The following is a 16,437-nucleotide window of genomic DNA, read 5'->3' as shown; positions in this document are numbered from 1 at the left end:
CGAAGAGGGCCGGTCTGCTGTGGCCGGCCCTCTCAGTGGATCGCGCTTGTCTATTTGACCATGATGTTGACGGTGCAGGCGGAGGTGAGCCCGATGACGTGCGCCAGCCCCACCTTCGCGTTCGGCTGCTGGCGGCCGCCGGCTTCGCCTCTGAGCTGCCATACGATCTCGCTGATGCCGCAGGCGCCGGTCGCGCCCAGGGGGTGGCCGCGCGAGAGGAGGCCGCCGCTGGCGTTCACCGCGGTCTTCCCGCCGATGTCGAACTTGCCTTCCTTCAGGTAGCGGGCGCCTTCGCCTTCCGGCGCCAGCCCCATGTTCTCGTAGTGAAGCAGCTCGGCGGTCGCGAAGCAGTCGTGCAGTTCCACCGCGTCGAGGTCCTCGGGGCCTATCCCTGCGATCTCGTAAGCCTCTTTCACCGCCAGCCGAGTGCAGAGGTTGATGTCGAGTATCGCGTTCCCCGATTCGCTCCAGGGGTCGCTGGTGAGGACGCAGGCCGCCACCTTCACGGCCTTCGAGCTCAGGCCCAGCTGTCGCACCTTGTCGGCGCTGGCGTAGATGACGGCGCCGGCGCCGTCGCCGGTGGGACAGCACATGTACAGTGTGTTGGGCCAGGAGATCATGCGGGCGTTCATGATCTCCTCCATGGAGAACTCCTGCTGGTACTGGGCGTACGGGTTGTGGACGGAGTTCTTATGGTTCTTGTAGGCTACGCGGGCGAAGTCCTCGAAGGTTGTCCCGTACTTGCGCATGTGGTCGACGCCCCATTGCGAGAACACGGGCGGCATGAGCTGCGAGCCCATGACGCCTTCGGGGATGTACGCCAGGTCTCCCATGGCGCCAATCCGGCCGGCGCCGAGGAGGCCGGCCTTCCCCATTTGCTCCGAGCCGATGCCCATGGCGATATCGAAGGCGCCGGAGGCCACCGAGAAGTAGGCCTCGCGGCAGGCAGTGGAGCCGGTGGCGCAGGCGTTCGATACGTTGACCACGGGCACGCCGGTCTGGCCGACGCTGCGCATTATCGCCTGGCCGATGGGGGCGGACAGGTTGCCGCTGCCCACCATCTGGATATCTTTCATCGTCAGGTTGGCGTCCTTGAGGGCGGCGATCACCGCTTCCGTCGCGAGGTCAACGACCGACTTGTCGGGGTAGCGGCCGTACTTCACCATGCCGACGCCGATTATGTAAGCGTCTCTCGCTGGTTTGACAGGCATGTTTCCTCCTTCTCAGCGGTCGGGGTAGCCTCTCGACCGTTAGTTCGCGGGCCGGTACTTGAAAGCGATTACGTCGTTGCCCTCGCGGTCCTCGCGGACCTTTTCGGTGTACATTTCCACCTTCTTGCCCAGGAGCGGCACCAGCTTCTCGGGGTCGGGCTCAATGCCGCCGAGGTTGCAGCGTACGGCCGTGCCCTCCGGCAGGTCGACGATGGCAGCGATGAAAGGGACCTCGATCCCGGGCGCGGACTGGTGGACGATCGTGAAGGTCTTGAGGGTGCCCTCGTCTCCGAACCTGATCTCGTCGAAGTCGCCGACCGCGAAGCACCTGGCGCAGGCCAGCCGCGGCCCCAGATATGCGGCCCCGCAGGCCTTGCAGCGGCTGCCCCACAGGTAAGGCTTCTCGTCCGGGGAGTCGGGAAGTTTCAAGTAATTGACGATGGGTTTCTGTTGTTTCTCCTTGGTTTCAGTCTCGCTTGCCTGTGTCAACGGGACCTCCTTTCGTTGGTCGGACCTCTGCCGCTGTCTCCGTCCGGAGCTGTGCGCGCCGGTAGACCGATTTCTAGCACGACTCTGAATGTGGATCAAGACATCAACAAACGCTTGACAGGGCAGTACATGTGTTCTATACTTGCCGCCAGAAGACGAACAGATGTACTGCGGAGGGAACCATGGGTAGCCTGATTGTCGCGGTGTGGGTGGTTGCGGCGGCGCTGTATCTCGTGTGGCAGTGGTGGTCGAGGGAGCTGGCGGATGGCGCGTGACGGGGCCAACGCCCACTACGCCGAGAGCTGGAGGCCCCGCAGGTGGACGGCGCCGACGCCTTTCTCCTGCAGCATCACCTTTATGCGGCCCAGGCCCGCCGGATCGGTGAGCTCGGTGACTGCCCGACGACGCGCGTAGTACTCCTCGAGGCGGGTCTCCGTGCCTTGCGGCGGAGCAAGGGCGCCGCCTATCCCCAGCGCGGTGAGGAACCTCTCCTGCGTCGTTATGCCGAGGAGGTTGAGGCCGTGCGCTTCGCCGGTCCGGACCAGGGTGGTGAAATCGACGTGCGAGGTCATGTCCTGCCGCCCGATGCGCGCGTAGGGGTCGCCGCCGGCGCTGTGGCGGTAGAAGCAGAGGAGGGTCCCGTCGCGGCGCCAGGGCGCGTAGAGGTCGGCCGCCTCGTAGCCGTAATCGAAGGTCATGACGAAGCCGCGCTGGAGCGCCTGCGCGACCTGCCTCGTCCAATCGACCGCCGCCAGGTTGACCTCGGCGCGGCAGCCCTCGCCCGGCCAGACCCCCAGCGCCTCGAAGTGGGCCGCGAGCGCCGGCGAGGAAGGGTCGCCGATCTCCTCCTGGAAGCGGCCGTCCTTCCACGTGACATATATCTCGCGCAGCTCGCCGTTTTCCATCAGCACGCGATGCACGGGAAAGCTGTCGACAAGCTCGTTGCTGAGCGCGCAGCCCTCGACGGCTTCCAGCGGCGCCGACGCGTCTTCCCAGTAGGCGTGCGCGGCCGCAGCCGCGCCCTGCGGCTCGATCGCGCGCCGTTGCCGCCCCACCAGCTCCTCGCTTGTATCCCGCAGCCGGTAGCGCAGCGCCTCGAGGAAGTCCGGCGCCTGTCTTTGCGCCCAGCGGAGGACATCGCGGCAGAGAAGGCCGTTGCCCGCTCCCTGCTCCAGCACGTCGAACACGGCGGGCCGGCCCATCAGCTCCCACATCTCGCGGAGTTGCCGGGCGACCAACTGACCGAAGATGGGGTGGACTTCGGGGCTTGTCAGGTAATCGCCCTGGCGGCCCATCTTCTCCCCGGGCGAGTTGTAGTAGCCGTACAGGGGGTGATAGAGGGCCATCGCCATGAACTGCTCGAACGTTATCCTGCCCTCCGCCTCGATCCGCAGGCGGATGGCCTCCTTGAGCGGCTCGCTCTCGGTCGACGGTTCGAAGTCGGTGTCGTCAAACTGCATGGGCATCCGCTTCCTATCTTAAGGGTGCCGCGCGGTTCAGGCGATGGGCCGAAACGATCATGGGCATCACCGATTTCAAGAAGGCGGGGCGCTGGCGAGAATCGAATTGAAGCGCTATACTCTTCTGTCGTGGGTCGTGAACAATGATATTGCTTTTCTTCGGCCTGCTGCTGGTCACTCTTGTGCTACTGCTCATGCTGCTCGTTTTCGGCTTCACGATGCGGGCGCTCTCCAGCCTGCTGCTCGTGCCGCGTTCGCTGGCGGCCTTGTTCATGAACCAGGCGGTGCGCAGCAACGAGGCGCTAAAGCACGCGACGATGAACGTGATCGAGGAGCGGTTCGGGCCGAGCGGTCTCAACGGACTGGCGCTTGAGAGCGGCTTCACTCTGGACGGCGTCGCGCCGCCGGACGTCGTCCTCGCCGCGGCACAGGAAGGGTTGCGACGTCTGCGGGCGGGCGAGCGGCGCCTTGCGGTGCACCTGCGCTCCGTCGAGGCGATCGTTGCGGCCGGCCTGCTGGGCGCCGTCGCGTTTCTCGGCGTCCTGCTCGCCATCGATCGCATGAGTCCGCTGTACGTCGTGCTCGCCGTGGTGACGGCGAACGTCATCGCCCCCTCAGTCGGGATGGCACTGCAAAGGCTGCTGCCGCGGTATATCGACCTCTCGCGTCTGCAAATCATAGGGCTGGCCGAAAGCCCCCTTCTTCCTCACGCCGAACCCATGGGCGCGTCGCGAGAGCACTTCGAGATCCGGACCGCTGTCGGCCGGTAGACGCAGCCGCCTCCTGTCATGTCGGCGGTACGATGGGGCGGCGCGGACCGGCAAAGCCCCGAATGACGCCCATTGAGGACGATGCCGTGGAGCCGAGGGTCAAGATCTGGGTGGAAAAGGGCGGCGGCGTGGCCCTGAGCGGCTACCGTGTGCGCCTGTTGCAGCTTATCGCGGAGACCGGCTCGCTTGCGGAGGCGGCGCGAAAGATGGGGCTGTCGTACCGGCGCGCCTGGGGGAAGGTGCGCGAGATGGAGGAGAACCTGGGCGCGCGACTCGTCGAGAGCGAGCCGGGAGGCCCTGGCGGGGGCCGGAGCCGCCTCACCGCCGAAGCGGAGAATATAGTCGCGCTTTACCCCCGCTTCGAAGCGGCGGCGCAGGCCGACGTCAGGCAAGAGTTCGAGAAGCTGTTCCGGCAGGGGTAGTTTTTTTGATGGGCGTTATGCTAGGGTCAGCATAACAACGCCGGGCAAAGTCGAATGAACGGGAAATGGATGCTCTTCGGTCTCCTGGTGGCGCTGGTCTTATCCATAACCGCTCTTGAGTGTGGAGAGAACGGCGACGATGGGTCAGGGTCTTCTCCGCAGGGAACGTCGTCGTCGGCCAGAGAAGGGGCGAAGGATATCATCGTGGCCACCACCACGAGCACTCAGGACAGCGGTCTCCTGGATGTTCTCGTGCCGGCATTTGAAGAGGAGACGAGGTACAACGTGAAGGTCATCGCCGTCGGGACAGGGCAGGCGCTGGCGATGGGGGAGCGCGGCGACGCCGACGTCCTCCTCGTGCACGCTCCTGCCTCCGAAAAGATGCTCGTCGATAGCGGGGCCGGGATTAACCGTCGCCTCGTGATGCACAACGACTTCATCATTCTCGGTCCCGAAAGCGACCCTGCCGGCATCAAGGGGACCACCTCTACCGTCGAAGCCTTCGAGAAGATCTACGAGGCCGGGTCTACCTTCCTCAACCGTGGTGACGATTCCGGCACCGACAAGCTGGAAAGAAGCCTGTGGAAGAAGGCCGGCCTGGACCCGAGCGGAGCTTCCTGGTACGAAGAGAGCGGCCAGGGAATGGGGGCGACGCTCCAGATCGCGAACCAGCGCGACGCCTACATCCTCTGCGACCGCGCCACCTATTTCGCCCAGAGGGGAAGCCTCTCGCTCGTCATCTTGTTGGAGGGCGATCCGGCTCTCTTGAACGTATACTCCGTCATTCAGGTCAACCCCGACAAGTTTGATCTCGTCAACGGCCCCGGTGGGGAGGCCTTCGCCGACTTCGTCGTTTCGGACAAGGCACAGCAGATAATCGCCGACTTCGTCGATGAGGTTTCCGGCGAGCCGCTCTTCATACCGGATGCCGACAAGACGTACGAGGACCTGGGGTTGAGCACGCCTTTCGGATAGACTTTCCCAGGGAGGTGGCCGTGGACCTGATTTGGGACGGACTCCGCGAGTCGCTCGACATACTGCGCAGCGGCGACTACGACCTGTGGCAGATCACGTTGCGCTCGTTGCTGATATCGGGGAGCGCCGTCGCCCTGAGTCTAGTCTTTGGAGTGGCGATTGGAGCCGCCCTCGCCTTCAACGACTTCCGTGGCCGCGGTTTCCTCGTGACGCTTGTGAATACGGGCATGGGGCTGCCGCCGGTGGTCGTCGGGCTGCTGGTGGCGATCCTGCTCTGGCGTAGCGGCCCCTTCGGGCAGATGCGCCTTATCTACACTCCCGCAGCGATGGTGGTCGCACAGACGATCATAGCCACGCCCATCGTCACCGGCTTCACGACGGCGGCGTTGCGCCACCTCGATCCGCGGCTGCGCACCCAGGTCTACGCGCTCGGCGCCTCACGGCTGCAGATGCTCTGGATCATCCTCTGGGAGACGAAGCTCCCGCTCCTGGCGGCCGTCATGGCCGGCTTCGGCGGCGCCATCTCCGAGATCGGGGCTTCAATAATGGTGGGCGGCAACCTGGCGGGCGAGACGCGCGTCCTCACCACCGCCGTCGTCCTCGAGGTCAGCCGCGGTAACTTCGCCCCCGCCATCGCGCTGTCGCTCATCCTGCTCGTCCTCATATTCATCGTGAATTTGGTCTTGACTTCCGTCCAGCAGCAGGAAGGGACTTAATGGCAGGGGAGAAGCTGTCCCTCCGCGATATCATCGTGCGCCGGCGCGACAGAGAAATCCTTCGTCTGGCCGCAATGGACGTGATGGAAGGCGAGGTGTTGGCGGTCATCGGCCCCAACGGCGCCGGCAAGAGCACGCTTCTCCAGGTGCTGGGGCTCCTCCTGCGGCCGGCCCGCGGCGAGGTGCTATTCGAGGGGCAGCCGGTGCGCAGGTGGGAGCTTTCGCTTCGACGTCGCATGGCCGTGATGCTCCAGGAGCCGCTCCTCCTGCGACGCTCCGTGGCCGAGAACGTGGAGATGGGGATGAGCCTGCGGGGCGTTCCGCGCGGCGAGCGGAAGGCGAGGGTCGAGCGATGGCTGCGGCGCTTCGGCGTAGCGCATCTGGCGGAACGTTCCGCCCGCAAGCTCTCCGGCGGCGAAGCGCATCGCGTCAGCCTGGCGCGCGCGTTCGCCCTGGAGCCGGAAGTCCTCCTCCTCGACGAGCCGTTCAGCGCCCTCGACCAGCCGACGCGGGAGGCTCTGCTCGAAGAGCTCGCGGAAGCCCTGCGCGAGACGGGGGTCACGACCGTCTTCGTCACGCACGATCGCAATGAGGCGCTGCGCCTGGGGGCGCGCGTGGCCGTGATCGTCAAGGGCGAGCTCCGTCAAATCGGCCCGACCACGGAGGTCTTCGCCGCCCCCGCTGACGAAGACGTTGCCGCGCTCGTGGGCGCGGAGACGGTCGTCGCGGGACGGCATATGTCAGAGGATGGAGGGCTGAGCCGCGTGCAGGTCGGGCCGCACGTGGTGCAGGGAGTCTCCAACGGGCGGTTGCCTGATGACGTTCTCGTTGTTGTGCGTCCCGAAGACGTCACGCTCTTCCCGGCGGGGGACCTCTCGGTCGCGGGCAGCGCGCGTAACCGCTTTCACGGCAAGATCGTCAGCGTCACGCCGAGCGGCCGGCAGGCGCGGGTGGTCATCGACTGCGGTTTTCCGCTGGTGGCGCTGGTGACGAAGCAGTCAGTCGACGAACTCGACATCCGCAAGGGACGGGAGGTGGTCGCCGCGTTCAAGGCCCATTCCGTCCACTTCATCCCCCGCCGCTGACGCCTCACCACGTAGCAGGTCGGGCTCCGCGACGGCAGGCCCCGATCCGCAACCCCTTGAGCGAGACAGGCCGAGCTCATGGTGTTGGCAGCCGTCTTGCGTTGGCAGAGCAAGGCGCGTTCGATGATGGATAGTACGGCAATTGTGCGCGTAGAGAGCGCGAAAAAGGCGCGGGCCGGGGGAAATGACGGGAGGCCCGGCGCCTTAGCCCGAGGACTCGACGCCGAGGACGCTGACGACAAGGCGTCGCTGGCGTGGGCGGTCGAGCTCGACGAGGAAGATCCGCTGCCACTGTCCCAGCATGAGGCGGCCCTCTACGACGGGCACAGTCTCGCTGCTGCTCAGGAAGAGGTGCTGGCAGTGGGAGTGGCCATTAGCGCACTCCTCCTCGTTCATGTTGACGGTGCGCCGGCGGAAATCGTTGTGGCCGTACTCCCCGTCGCAGGGGGCGAGCCGTTGAAGCATCTGCCTCAAGTCGTCCAGCAGGAGCGGCTCGTTCTCGTTGATCTTGATTGCCGCGGTGGTGTGTGTAGAGTAGACGGTTGCCTGACCGAACGCCACCCCGGACTTCCCGACTATCGCCGATACGGCGGGTGTGATATCGATGAACTGCAACGCCTCTTCGGTGTCGAGCTCTATCGCTTCACAGTAGACACGTGCGGCGGGTGCGCGGGTATCGATCAGGACTGCCGTCTCGTTCGCGACCTCGAGCAAGCTCCCATCCATGTAACTGACGCCCTCCGTGGAAATGCTGAGCAGAACGAGTCATCTCTGTAAGTTTACCACGTTTCACGCTCAGGAAAAGAGGGTGTCCGAACCAGCCCACGAAAATGAAAGAAAGCCTACCCCCGGGATTCAGGGTCGCGCGCTGAGGTGCTAGGATAGGCGCTGACAACGACGCCCGTTTCCGTCCCGCGCGCGCGGTCGGAGGGAGGACTCCGAGTCGTGAGCGAGATCGAACGCATCCGCGCCGCCTACGCCCGGCGCGCCGCCGCCGGCCTCGATGAACGCTACTCGCTGACGGACCCGGCGAACCGCTATCTCTTCCAACGGCGCGAGGAGGCGCTCCTCTCGCTGCTGGGGCGGCAGGGCGTCGCCTCCCTTGCTGGCCTGCGCATCCTCGATATCGGCTGCGGCAGCGGCGAAGTGCTCGACGGGTTCGTCCGTTACGGCGCCGACCCATCGCTGCTTGCGGGCGTCGACCTGCTGGAGGAGCGGATCGAGCGGGCGCGCGGGCGCAATCCAGCGGTCTCGTTCGCCGTGGGCAACGCCGCCGCCCTGCCGTACCGCGACTCCGCGTTCGACGTCGCGCTCCAGTTCACGCTGATGTCGTCGGTGTTCGATGGGGAGACGCGGCGTCGCATCGCCGCCGAGACGCTGCGCGTCCTCCGGCCGGGCGGTCTGCTCATCTGGTACGACTTCATCTGGAACCCGACGAACCGTGACGTGCGAGGGATACGCCTCGGGGAGGTCCGGCGGCTCTATCCGGGCTGCCGCCTCGATGTCCGCAGGGTGACCCTGGCGCCTCCGCTGCTGCGCCCGCTGGTCTGCGTCTCGGCGGCGCTGTGCCGGGCCGTCGAAGCGGCGCCCTTCCTCCGCAGCCACTATCTCATAGGGGTGCGGAAAGAAGCGCCGCCTGCGTCGTGAGGCTGCAGGCGAGGGCGGGCCGGGTACAGACCCCCGGCCCAGTCGGAACGGAAGTCAGGGAGCTTCCCGAGAAGGGTGGGCGCGCCCCGTCTGCCGGAGCGGCGTTTCGCGTGCCGCGTCCTTCAGGGCGCGGTGCGGCCCCTGAGGTGCGCCAAGCCGTCGGCCAGCCGCTTCGGCTCGAAGCCGAACTGCTTGACTACCGCATCGACTTCCGTGGTGTTGTCCTTCGACAGCATATCGAGCTGCTGCGTTGTTACCGGCGGGTTGGAGAGCAGCGCCTGGAAGAGGCCGGCCATCGGGCGCATGGCCCAGAGCGGCACATGGACGCGCAGCCGTCGCTTGCCGAGCGCGTCGCAGATCACCTCCACGATCTCGTCGTAGGTGAGGTGCTCGGGCCCGCCCACCTCGATAACCTGGCGGTCGCACTTCCCCTCGTCCAGGCAGGCGACGACGCACGACACCAAGTCTTCGACCCATATCGGCTGGAACTTCGTCTTGCCATTACCGGCGATGGGCATCACGGGAAAACGCCGCGCCATGTCGGCGAGGCGGTTGAAGAAGTCGTCGTCGGGCCCGAAGACGAGTGATGGCCTGATGATGGTGTATGTCAGGCCGCTGTTCACCACCGCCCGCTCTGCCAGCCACTTCGCGTGCCAGTACGGGTACTCGGGGCCGGCGGCCGCGCCTATCGCACTGACGTAGACGAGCTTCTTGACACCCGCCTTCTTCGCCTCCTCGACCACGTTCACGGTGCCGGAGCGGATGACGGCGTCGAAGCTTTGCTCACCTTTCTCGACGATGACCGCGACCAGGTGGACGACCTTGTCGACGCCGGCCATTGCGTCGGCCAGGCCCTCGCCGGTCATGACGTTCGCGCGCGCTTCCTCGACCGTTTCCGGCAGGACGCCCTTGCGGCTGCCGCGGGCGGCGACGCGCACCTTCTCGCCCGTTTCGACGAGCCGCGCCGCGACCCGTCGCCCGATGAAGCCGGTGCCTCCCAGCAACAGGATCATGCGTCACCTCTCTATCAAGACTCTCCCAGGCCAACGATTGCGCAGCGAGGAAGGAATGTCAAGGAGGGAAAGCTGGCCTGTTAGCGAACAAGAAACGGATAGGGATGGCGGGAGTCGAGTGCAGGGGAGCGTCTTGACCCTCAGATGCGTCAAAGAGCCTGCATTCGGGGCTACGCAGTCCTTACATTGGCGCAGGCCGACCGGTTCCTCTCGACAGACAGAGGCTACTGCGCCGCCTACTTCCCCGAACTCAAATTGGGAAAAGGAACAGGGGGCGCTAGAATTCGGTGGCGCCGGTAAACGCCCACGAGCGGATCTTGAGCGCGGGCACGCGGCTCACCCCCGCTATCGCCTCGTGCAGCCTCGTCTCGCCGCCGATAAGCTCCACCTGGTTCATGGCGTCGAGGTAGCTCTGCGTGAAGCGCAGGTTGCGCACGGGGGCCGTGATCTTCCCCTTCTCGATGAGGAACGTGCCATCGCGGGTCATGCCGGTGACGATGACCCGCAGCGGGTGCACCGGCCGCGTGTACCAGAAGCGGCTTACCCAGATGCCCCGCTCCACAGACGCGAGCATCTCTTCCTTCGAGGCGTTTCCCGCCGCCAGGAACATGTTGCTGGGGACAGGGCCGAAGGTAACGGCGGCCGGCAGGGCGTGGCCCGTCGATGTTTTGCCCTCCTTGCCGGCGTAGTAAGTATCGTAGACGATACCCTTCGCCACGCCTCCCACAATGAAGTCGACCCGCTGTCGGGGCACTCCCTCGAAATCAAACGGGTTGGCGATGGTCTCGGGTGAAAGACCGTCGTCCCAGATCGTGATGTTTTCGCCCATCACCTTCTCGCCCAGGTGGTCGGTCATGAAGCTGCGCTTTTCCTGATAGGCCTGCGCGCCGAACGACAGGTAGGCGAAGAAGTCGAGGATGTCGGTGACGGCGTAGTCTTCGAGGATGACCTCGTATTCCCCCGGGTCGATCGCTATCGGGTCGGTGCTGCGCAGGCACTTGTCTATCGCCTCGGCGGCGAGGGCGGTGCCGTCGATGTCGTCGATATCGATGCTGAGGCGTGAGGCGTAGCCGCTGCTGGTGGCCGACATCATCGTCGTGTTGAGGCTGGCGTGCGTGTCTCGGTTGTAGGCGAACACGCCAAGGGAGTTTGCGACGGCGATCTCGGAGACGCCGGTCTTGAAAGCGCCGGCGGCCGTCACCCCCTCGCGGCGGGCGGCATCGCAGATAGTGGCGACGACGCTCGCCCGCTGCTCCGGCGTGCAATCGGCGGTGCGCTGCGAGTAGGCGTGGGCCTGGGGCAACGGCGCCGGGCCCGGTAGCGACCGGAAGTCCTCATTCTCCTTCTGGTGCCGCGCCAGCGTCACCGCCTTCTCCGCAACCGCTTTCAGCGATTCGTCGGAGAGGATGTTGGTCGCAGCTATGCCTATCTTCTTGCCGATGACGGCCCGCACGCTGACCTCAAAGCCTGTCCGCGCGACGTTCTGGTGGATGTAACTGTTCGCGAAGCGCGTGAGCGCCGAGTGGCTGCCGAAGATGAGCACTTCCGTCTGATCGGCGGCGCTCGCGGCCAGCACACGGTCGGCGATGTTCTTCAGCCCCGGCTCGTCCATTAACATTTCTCTTGCCTCTCTAGGGCGGCCTATCTGACCAGTCCGACCTGGATGTTGCGGAAGCGGGCGGGCGCCGCGCCGTGGCCAGTGTGCGCCACCTGCTCCGGCTGGCCCTTGCCGCAGTTCGGCGTTCCCCAGACCACCCAGTGGTCGCGGTTGCAGACAGCGTCGCAACTACCCCAGAACTGGGGCGTGATGCCGGTGTAGGTCGCGTTCTTCACGAGGTCGCCCAGCTTGCCGTTCTTGATCTCGCGCGCCAGCTCCGTGCCGAACTGGAAGTTGAGCCGCCGGTCGTCGATGCTCCAGCTACGGTTGGTCTCCATGTAGAGGCCATCGTCGGTATCAGCGATCAGGTCTTCCAGGCGCCAGGAGCCGGGCTCGAGGTTGACGTTGGTCATGCGGATGAGCGGGATGTGGTTCCAGTCGGCGGCGCGCATCGTTCCGTTGCTGCGCATTCCAAGCATGGCCGCCGTCTCGCGCGACATAAGGTAGCCGAGGAAGACGCCCTCGCGCACGATGGGCGTCGATTGCGCCGGCACCCCTTCGTCGTCGTAGCCGAAGGTGCCGAGCCCGCCGGGGATCGTTGCGTCGGCCGTAAGGTTCACAACTCCTGAGCCGTACTGCAACACGCCCAGCTTGTCGACGGTGAGGAAGCTGGTGCCGGCGTAGGCGGCCTCCGTCCCCAGCACGCGGTCGAGCTCGATGGCGTGGCCGCAGCTCTCGTGGACCTGGAGCGCGAGCTGGCTGCCATCGAGGATGATGGTGGTGACGCCTGAAGGGCAGGGTTTCGCGGTGAGAAGCGCGGCCGCCTCCTCCGCCACACGCAGCGCGTTGCCCGGCAGGTCGTAGCGCTCCACGAACTCCCAGCCCTCGGTGCCCTGGTGGCGCCCGACGCTGTTCGGGTAGGAGCGCTTCTGCACTTCGCCGTCGCCCACGGCTGTCGCCTCGATGCCGCAGCCCGTCTCGATCAGCTCCTGCTCGATGTAGCTCCCCTCGGTGCTGGCGAAGGTCTTGTTCTCGCGCTGGTAGTACAGGTTCGATTCCGCCATGACGATGCTCTTGACCTTCATCATCTGTTCGTTGACGACGATGAGGAGAGCTATCTTGTCATCGAGCGAAACGGCGAACGGGTCCTTCGCGAAGGCAGTCCGGTAGGCGTCCTGGTGGACTTCGGGTGGGCCGAGATCGGCGCGGGGGCCGCCCGCGCGCGCGGAGGCTTTGGCGATGCGTACCGCCTCCGCCGCCGCCTGGTCGGCCTCTTCCAGCGTCATGCGGTTGCTGCCCGCGAACCCCCAGTAGCCATCGACGAGGACGCGGACGCCGAACCCCATCGTCTCGTCGGCCGTCAGCGCCTCGACGTTCCGGTTGCGGACGGTTATCGATTCACTCTTGCGGCCTACGACCCGGACGTCGGCGTATCCGGCGCCCCGCGCGCGCGCCGTGTCGAGGGCGCGCATAACGAGTTCACGCATCAGAGGTCTCCTCACTAGCCGCGGAAGCGCGGGCTGAACGCCGTATGAAGTCGAGGACGGCCTGATTGGTCTCCTCCTCGCGCTCTATGTTGAAGCCGTGCCGGGCGCCCGGAAACAGGACGAGCTCCGCGCCGGGGATGTGCTCCGCCAGATACTCGCAGGCGGCGCGCGGGATGACGGGGTCGTCGGCGCCGCCGATGACGAGCGTTGGCACGCTTATCTCTTTGAGGCGCTCGCGCGCATCGAACTCCAGGACGGCGGCGAGCTGCTTCTGCCAGAACTCGACCGGCGGCATGAGGGGAAGCTCGATCTGGAACTGGAGCCAGAGATCCTCTTTGTGCTCGGCGACGTAGCGGTCGCTGTAACCTGTCCAGAGCATTACCTCGAAGCCTTCCCGGGGCGGCGCGTCCATGGCCCGCGCCGTCGCGTCCTGCACCGCCTGCTCCGGCGGCCAGGCGGCGAGACAGGGGCTGGTGGCGCCGAGGATGAGTGAGCGCACAGCGCCGGGATAGTCGAGCGCCAATTGCTGGGCGATCATCCCGCCCATGGACACGCCGAAGACGTGCGCGGAGTCGATACCCAGCGTCCGCAGGAGGCCGGCGGCGTCGCGGGCGAACAGCGGCATCGAGTAGTCCTGCGGCCTGTCGCTGCGTCCGCTGCCGCGGTTATCGAAGGCGATGACGCGCAGGTACCGGGAGAGCGTGGGCACCTGGGCGTGCCAGGCAAGGGTGCTGGCGCCGAGGCCCATTATGAGGAGCAGCGGTTCCCCGGAGCCGTAAGCCTCATAGTAAATGCTGTTTCCATTTACGATGGCTTTCGGCACACGACCCCCTGATCATCGCCTCCTGCGAGAGGGAAGGCGGACTTCCGATGAAGATGGCAGGGTTTTTCCGGCCTATCCCGCGGAAGGGGGCAGCACCTTGAGCGGGGCACCCACCGCGGATGAGGCTTCGAGCGCGGGCTCTCTCGCGGGCGCCTCCAGCCCCACGAGCGACCTCAGGATATGGAGATAGTCCCGCAAATTCCTCGTGATAAGGAAGTTCTGCCGGACTCTCTCCTTGCCCGCCCGGCCCATGTCGTCGGCGATCTCCGGATTCTGCAGCAGATAAAGGACGCGCTTGGCGCAATCTTCGGCGGTGCTGACCAGGTAGCCCGTCTTCCCGTCGACGATCTGCAGGGGGATGCCGCCGACGTTGCCCGCGACCACGGGCCGCCCCTTCCACAGCGCTTCAGTGACCGAAAGGCCGAACCCCTCGCGGACTGATTTCTGTATAACGACCTGCGCCGAGCGCTGGAAGGCGTTGACCTCCACGTTGCCCACGCCGTTCAGGTTGGTGCGCACCTTGATGTCCATGTCTTCGCCGGCGCGCCGCACCGTGCGCTCGTACCAGGCCCATCCTTCCGGGTCGTCGTACGCCATCGAAGCGACCATAACGAGTTGCAGGTCGGGCAGCTCCTTCTTGACGGCGCGATAGACGTCGATAACGCCGAGAGGGTCCTTCCACGGGTCGAAGCGCGATATCTGGGCGATGATCGGTTTCGCGGGGTCGATCTCGTGGTGCCGGAGTATGTTCTCGATCGTGTCGTCGGGGATGTCGGCGTTCTTCGCGTTCAGGGGGTCTATCCCCGGAGGGAGGACGAAGAGCGCGGGCCCGACGAGATCGTCTTTCATGTAGTCGCGGAGGGTGAAGATGGCGGCGTCGTAGCGGGAGACATAGGGGCGGAGCATGTCCCAGACCTGCACCTGGGCATCCGTCAGGTCGATGTGACAGCGCCAGATCCACTTCCCGGGCGGCTTGCCGCCGCGCAGTTCTTCGAGGAAGCTGAGGATGGGGGCGGGCTGCGGGTCGTGGATGATGACGAAGTCGTAGTCCTCGTCGAACATCTCGGCGTTGATGCGGTTGTACTGCAGCCACAGCTCCCACATCTGCGGCGTCCAGTCGGCGTACATGCCTTGCAGGCTGTTGTGCATCGCCTTGGTGACGCGGAAGAAGTCGTCGCCGGCGCGGATTACCTGCCATTCGGCGTTGAAGCCGACGTTGATCATGAGGGGGACGAAGGAAGTCAGGATCTCGGCGACGCCGCCGCCGAAGGGCGTCGAGTTGAGATGAAGGACGCGGGCGCCCTTAAAGGGGGCAGCGAGCTCATAGATTTCATCGACGTGATTGTCGCCTATGAGGGGCCGGTAGTTCTCGAGCGCCTTGGGCGTGATGGGGACAGTGCTGAGCATCCGTATTCTTGCGTCTTTATCTAATTAAAATCGTACCGTAAGCGCCGCCTACCGTCTACGGACTGGAGGACACCGTCTGTAAGAGCTGCAGGTAATCACGGAGGTACCGGCATATAAGGAAATTGTCGGCAACATGCTGGCGCCCGGCAGATCCCAGCCTCTGCGCAAGTTCCTCGTCCCGTATGAGGTCGACGATGCGCTCGGCGAATCCCTCATCGCTTTCGGCGAGGAACCCCGTCTTGCCGTCGATGATCTGTTTCGGAATGCCTCCCATCGGTGCGGCGACTACGGGCGTGCGCTTCCACAGCGCGTCTGATATCCAAATGCCGAAGCCGCGTTGCAGCGCCCGCTGCATCACAGTCCGCGCCGCCCTCTGGATGACGTTGACCTCGACGTTGCCCGCGTGGTCCGGATGGGGCAGCACGTGTATGTCCGGGTCTTCCGCCGCGACCTTTAGCACCGACTCGAAGTAGGAGAACGCGACAGGGTCCTGGGGGGAGGCGGTCGCTACCAGAACGAGCTGAAGGCCCGGAATCTCTTCCCTCGCATACCAGTACGCCTGCACCGCGCCGAGGGCGTTGCTTTCTTTGCTGAGGGGCGCGATCTGCGCGACCAGAGGGCGCTCAGGGTCGATCCCCAGCCGGTTGAGCAGGTGATCGACCGCGTGTTCGGATATTTCCATGTTGCGGGTGCCCAGCGGGTCGATGGCGGGAGCGATGAAGCTGACTGCCGATTTCTCCATCCCCCTGCCAAGGAAGGACTCGTCCTCGAACACGAGCGCATCGTATTCCAGGATATGGGGCCGCAGCAGCCTCCAGACCTCTTCATGCGCGGAACCGGCGTCGATGTGGGAGTGAAGCACCCATTGCCCGCGATGGCGGCCCTTATGGGCGTAGGAACGAAGCGCGGCCGGCTGGGGATCGTGTACCACTATGACGTCGAAGTTCCCGCGGAGGAGCTCGGCGTTCATGGCCGTGTACCGTTCCCAGACGCCGGTCATGTCGTCGGTCCACTCGACCTGGCCGCCGGCGAGCGCCCTGTACATTTCCTTGTTTACGTAAGTGAAACCCTCGTCGGCGCGTGTGACTTCCCAGTGGCACTTGAGGCCGAGGTCGCAAAAGAGAGGGACGGAGGAGCGGAGGAGCTCGGCGACGCCGGTGCCGAAGGCGGTAACGCTGATGTTCAGCACCTTGAGGTTCTTGAGGGGCTTGCCGAGCCGTCTCAATTCGTCGACGACGTCGCCGCCGACGATGGGAACATGGTCATCGAGCGTCTTCGACTTGCCGATCAGCGTTCGGTGCATGCTCCTCCGGGACAGGCTACTGCTGAGAGGAC

At 65.3% G+C, this 16,437-nt stretch carries 16 protein-coding genes; 6 read left to right on the top strand and 10 right to left on the bottom strand.

The genetic code is table 11. The annotated features are described in order from the left end of the window. Nucleotides 1-50: 50 nt before the first annotated feature. From QME71_09935 to QME71_09925, 3 genes are all read right to left on the bottom strand, one after another. On the bottom strand, nt 51-1,211 hold the full coding sequence (locus tag QME71_09935) for a thiolase family protein (GenBank protein ID MDI6858619.1): 1,161 nt from the start codon (nt 1,209-1,211) through the stop codon (nt 51-53). Between the two features lie 39 nt (nt 1,212-1,250). Further along, nucleotides 1,251-1,700 carry an OB-fold domain-containing protein gene (locus QME71_09930; protein MDI6858618.1) on the bottom strand — a complete coding sequence of 150 codons (450 nt, stop codon included), beginning with the start codon at nt 1,698-1,700 and terminating at the stop codon, nt 1,251-1,253. Between the two features lie 290 nt (nt 1,701-1,990). Then, nucleotides 1,991-3,160 carry an SAM-dependent methyltransferase gene (locus QME71_09925; protein MDI6858617.1) on the bottom strand — a complete coding sequence of 390 codons (1,170 nt, stop codon included), beginning with the start codon at nt 3,158-3,160 and terminating at the stop codon, nt 1,991-1,993. A 143-nt stretch (nt 3,161-3,303) separates the two neighbouring features. Here QME71_09925 and QME71_09920 point away from each other — a divergent pair, with 143 nt between their 5' ends. From QME71_09920 to QME71_09900, 5 genes are all read left to right on the top strand, one after another. Continuing rightward, nucleotides 3,304-3,930 (top strand): DUF6391 domain-containing protein, encoded by a 627-nt coding sequence (locus QME71_09920; GenBank protein ID MDI6858616.1) that lies wholly within the window; start codon nt 3,304-3,306, stop codon nt 3,928-3,930. An 86-nt stretch (nt 3,931-4,016) separates the two neighbouring features. Continuing rightward, on the top strand, nt 4,017-4,352 hold the full coding sequence (locus tag QME71_09915; GenBank protein MDI6858615.1) for a LysR family transcriptional regulator: 336 nt from the start codon (nt 4,017-4,019) through the stop codon (nt 4,350-4,352). Nucleotides 4,353-4,406: 54 nt separating this feature from the next. Then, nucleotides 4,407-5,327, top strand: a complete 921-nt coding sequence (locus QME71_09910) for a substrate-binding domain-containing protein (protein MDI6858614.1) — start codon at nt 4,407-4,409, stop codon at nt 5,325-5,327. Between the two features lie 20 nt (nt 5,328-5,347). After that, entirely contained in the window at nt 5,348-6,043 is a 696-nt protein-coding gene (locus QME71_09905; GenBank protein ID MDI6858613.1) for an ABC transporter permease, read from the top strand. Further along, nucleotides 6,043-7,128, top strand: coding sequence for an ABC transporter ATP-binding protein (locus tag QME71_09900; GenBank protein ID MDI6858612.1), 1,086 nt, complete (start codon nt 6,043-6,045; stop codon nt 7,126-7,128). Before QME71_09905 ends, QME71_09900 begins: the two co-directional genes overlap by 1 nt. 204 nt (nt 7,129-7,332) lie before the next feature. Here the strand turns inward: QME71_09900 and QME71_09895 are convergent, their stop codons facing one another. Further along, nucleotides 7,333-7,842: a secondary thiamine-phosphate synthase enzyme YjbQ gene (locus QME71_09895; GenBank protein MDI6858611.1), complete on the bottom strand. Its 510-nt coding sequence runs from the start codon at nt 7,840-7,842 to the stop codon at nt 7,333-7,335. Nucleotides 7,843-8,073: 231 nt separating this feature from the next. On the opposite strand from QME71_09895, the gene QME71_09890 reads away from it, so the two are divergent. Continuing rightward, nucleotides 8,074-8,775 (top strand): class I SAM-dependent methyltransferase, encoded by a 702-nt coding sequence (locus tag QME71_09890; GenBank protein ID MDI6858610.1) that lies wholly within the window; start codon nt 8,074-8,076, stop codon nt 8,773-8,775. A 122-nt stretch (nt 8,776-8,897) separates the two neighbouring features. Here QME71_09890 and QME71_09885 read toward each other — a convergent pair whose 3' ends face one another. From QME71_09885 to QME71_09860, 6 genes are all read right to left on the bottom strand, one after another. Beyond that, nucleotides 8,898-9,788 carry a complex I NDUFA9 subunit family protein gene (locus tag QME71_09885; GenBank protein ID MDI6858609.1) on the bottom strand — a complete coding sequence of 297 codons (891 nt, stop codon included), beginning with the start codon at nt 9,786-9,788 and terminating at the stop codon, nt 8,898-8,900. Between the two features lie 277 nt (nt 9,789-10,065). Beyond that, entirely contained in the window at nt 10,066-11,400 is a 1,335-nt protein-coding gene (locus QME71_09880; protein ID MDI6858608.1) for a TldD/PmbA family protein, read from the bottom strand. Nucleotides 11,401-11,429: 29 nt separating this feature from the next. Further along, nucleotides 11,430-12,872 (bottom strand): TldD/PmbA family protein, encoded by a 1,443-nt coding sequence (locus tag QME71_09875; GenBank protein ID MDI6858607.1) that lies wholly within the window; start codon nt 12,870-12,872, stop codon nt 11,430-11,432. Continuing rightward, nucleotides 12,865-13,695 (bottom strand): alpha/beta fold hydrolase, encoded by an 831-nt coding sequence (locus tag QME71_09870; protein MDI6858606.1) that lies wholly within the window; start codon nt 13,693-13,695, stop codon nt 12,865-12,867. Before QME71_09870 ends, QME71_09875 begins: the two co-directional genes overlap by 8 nt. Nucleotides 13,696-13,767: 72 nt before the next feature. Further along, nucleotides 13,768-15,102: a glycosyltransferase gene (locus QME71_09865; GenBank protein ID MDI6858605.1), complete on the bottom strand. Its 1,335-nt coding sequence runs from the start codon at nt 15,100-15,102 to the stop codon at nt 13,768-13,770. Nucleotides 15,103-15,157: 55 nt separating this feature from the next. Further along, nucleotides 15,158-16,405 carry a glycosyltransferase gene (locus QME71_09860; GenBank protein ID MDI6858604.1) on the bottom strand — a complete coding sequence of 416 codons (1,248 nt, stop codon included), beginning with the start codon at nt 16,403-16,405 and terminating at the stop codon, nt 15,158-15,160. Nucleotides 16,406-16,437 lie beyond the last annotated feature (32 nt).

The sequence above is a fragment of the Dehalococcoidia bacterium genome, from assembly GCA_030018455.1.
GTDB lineage: Bacteria > Chloroflexota > Dehalococcoidia > DSTF01 > JALHUB01 > JASEFU01.
This window is presented reverse-complemented; position numbering and strand designations above follow the sequence as displayed.

What these genes read in the sequence shown, in the direction of transcription:
- QME71_09935 (MDI6858619.1), bottom strand. Translation starts at nt 1,211, where the DNA reads ATGCCTGTCAAACCAGCGAGAGACGCTTACATAATCGGCGTCGGCATG.
- QME71_09900 (MDI6858612.1), top strand. Translation starts at nt 6,043, where the DNA reads ATGGCAGGGGAGAAGCTGTCCCTCCGCGATATCATCGTGCGCCGGCGC.
- QME71_09865 (MDI6858605.1), bottom strand. Translation starts at nt 15,102, where the DNA reads ATGCTCAGCACTGTCCCCATCACGCCCAAGGCGCTCGAGAACTACCGG.
- QME71_09885 (MDI6858609.1), bottom strand. Translation starts at nt 9,788, where the DNA reads ATGATCCTGTTGCTGGGAGGCACCGGCTTCATCGGGCGACGGGTCGCG.
- QME71_09920 (MDI6858616.1), top strand. Translation starts at nt 3,304, where the DNA reads ATGATATTGCTTTTCTTCGGCCTGCTGCTGGTCACTCTTGTGCTACTG.
- QME71_09925 (MDI6858617.1), bottom strand. Translation starts at nt 3,160, where the DNA reads ATGCAGTTTGACGACACCGACTTCGAACCGTCGACCGAGAGCGAGCCG.
- QME71_09860 (MDI6858604.1), bottom strand. Translation starts at nt 16,405, where the DNA reads ATGCACCGAACGCTGATCGGCAAGTCGAAGACGCTCGATGACCATGTT.
- QME71_09875 (MDI6858607.1), bottom strand. Translation starts at nt 12,872, where the DNA reads ATGCGTGAACTCGTTATGCGCGCCCTCGACACGGCGCGCGCGCGGGGC.
- QME71_09910 (MDI6858614.1), top strand. Translation starts at nt 4,407, where the DNA reads ATGAACGGGAAATGGATGCTCTTCGGTCTCCTGGTGGCGCTGGTCTTA.
- QME71_09880 (MDI6858608.1), bottom strand. Translation starts at nt 11,400, where the DNA reads ATGGACGAGCCGGGGCTGAAGAACATCGCCGACCGTGTGCTGGCCGCG.